Here is a 2,046-nt window from a genome sequence, read left to right as displayed (position 1 = left end):
GCGGGCCGCGAGTGCCAGCGCCAACTCGCGCACCTTGGGCCAGTCAGGCTCCTCAGCGGGGATGACGGTGTCACCGTACTGCTGCTCGGGCCGGCCGGCGCCTGCGGTTTGCAGCGCGAGGAAAACCGGGTCGTACTCCAGGTCCGCGCCGCAAGGTGCGTCATGCTGAAGCGGGGCGAGCAGCGAGTCGAGGTCCAGGTCAGCCATCGCGTGTGCGGGCCATGGGAATGGGATGGCTGCACTCTAGAGATCGGGCCGCCGCCGCGCAGTGGTCGAAAGTCACTTTGACCACTGCTTGTGGAGGGCCGGCAAGGACAGGTGCGTCCGAGCCCAACCCCGCTGCCCCCAGCTCGGCGCTCAGGCCTTCACTTCGACCACCTGTTCGAAACCGCCAAAGATCATGCGCTTGCCATCGAACGGTATCGGAGGATTGCCCGGTGTGGACGGGTCCATGCGGGGGTCTTCCCTCATCTTCGTCATGGCCGCGTCACGCGTCGCCTTGTCCGGCCACTCGACCCACGAAAACGCCACCGTTTCCTCGGCTGCCGCTTGGACCGCGCGGCGGAAATCGGTGAGCTTCCCGTCGGGCACGTCGTCACCCCACCCCTCGATCACACGGATCGCACCCAGCTCGATGAACATCGCATCGAAATGTCGCGCGTGCTCGATGAACTTCTGTTTGTTGGCAGTGGGCACTGCGATCACGAATCCGTCAATGTAGGCCATGGCTTCTCTCCTGTTGGATTGACCGGTCGGCGCACTCGGCTCGGCACGCCCCGTAGAAACACGACGAATGAAGACCCGCCGATTCGACATGATCATCCGATGCGCGCTGAGCACGGTCGGCGGACGGGAATGCAGATTTTCTGCCCCCCAGGGCAGCGCCTCAGTCATGCCCCCTGCGCCTCAGGGCACCATGCCGCGCATCGCGTCGAACAGGCGGCGCGGCTGCAGTGGCTTGAACAGCACGGTGTGGCCGCTTTCGGTGGCGCGGCGCAGCTCGTCGCGCGTGGTGTCGCCGGTCACCAGGATGGCCGGCACCTCCTGGCCGCACAGGCGGCGCACCGCCTCGATGGCGGCAATGCCGTCCCGGCCGGCACCCAGGTGCAGGTCCGACAGGATCAGGTCGGGCGCCAGGCCGCGGAGCTGTACCGATTGCTCGGCCTCCATCGCGTTGGCCGCCACGGTGGCCTCGTAGCCCCATTCCTCCAGCAGGATGCGCAGGCCTTCGCGGATGGGTTCCTCGTCGTCTATCACCAGCACCGAGCGCGGCTCCATGACCGGCATCGGCACGGTGTCGGCGGCAGCGGTGGCATCCTGGATCTCGGGCAAGCCGCCCAGCGGAATGCTGAGGCGGAACATCGTGCCCCGGCCGGGCCGCGAGGCCACGACCAGCCGGTGGCCCAGCAGCTGAGCCAAGCGCTTGACGATGGCCAGGCCCATGCCCAGGCCTTGTGCGCGGCTGCGCTGGCCGTCGCCCAGTTGCAGGAACTCGACGAAGATGCGCGGCAGGTCGGCAGCCCGCATGCCCGGACCCGTGTCCCACACCTCCACGTTGGTGTGCGTGGCCGTGGATCGCGCCACCACCACCACGCCGCCCTGCCGGGTGTACTTCAGCGCGTTCTGCACCAGGTTGCCGAGGATGCGTTCGAGCAGTTGCGGGTCGCTGCTGACCGACTTGCCGCCGGGCGAAAACCGAAGCCCCAGGCCCGAGGCTTCGGCCTGGCCGGCGTGGTGCATGTGCAGGCGGCGGAACACGTCGCGCAGCGGGAAGTGCTGGATGTTGGGCTCGATGGTGCCGGCGTCCAGCCGCGAGATGTCCAGCATTGCGTTGAACGACTGCTCCAGCCCTTCGATCGAGCGCATCACGTTGCGCACCAGCGGCTCTTCGGCGCTGCCCTGCAGCCGCTGCTCCAGCGTGGCGGCGAACAGCCCGAGCGCATGCACCGGCTGGCGCAGGTCGTGGCTGGCAATCGCCAGGAAGCGGCTTTTCTCCTGGTCGGCACGCAGCGCGGCGTCACGCGCACCCGCCAGCACCTCGACCTG

3 protein-coding genes are annotated in these 2,046 nt (G+C 68.1%); all 3 read right to left on the bottom strand.

The window, feature by feature from the left end; translation table 11 throughout:
• Positions 1–207, bottom strand: a 207-nt coding sequence (locus tag FKP22_RS28395; RefSeq protein WP_211361634.1) for a type VI secretion system ImpA family N-terminal domain-containing protein, incomplete at its 3' end; no start/stop codon positions are given.
• Positions 208–357: 150 nt separating this feature from the next.
• Entirely contained in the window at positions 358–726 is a 369-nt protein-coding gene (locus tag FKP22_RS28390; RefSeq protein ID WP_141291446.1) for a DUF1428 domain-containing protein, read from the bottom strand.
• A 180-nt stretch (positions 727–906) separates the two neighbouring features.
• Positions 907–2,046 (bottom strand): hybrid sensor histidine kinase/response regulator (locus tag FKP22_RS28385; protein ID WP_141291444.1); only part of this gene is annotated, 1,140 nt, incomplete at its 5' end.

Origin of the sequence: Ideonella azotifigens (genome assembly GCF_006519715.1) — a bacterium.
GTDB lineage: Bacteria > Pseudomonadota > Gammaproteobacteria > Burkholderiales > Burkholderiaceae_C > Ideonella > Ideonella azotifigens.
This window is presented reverse-complemented; position numbering and strand designations above follow the sequence as displayed.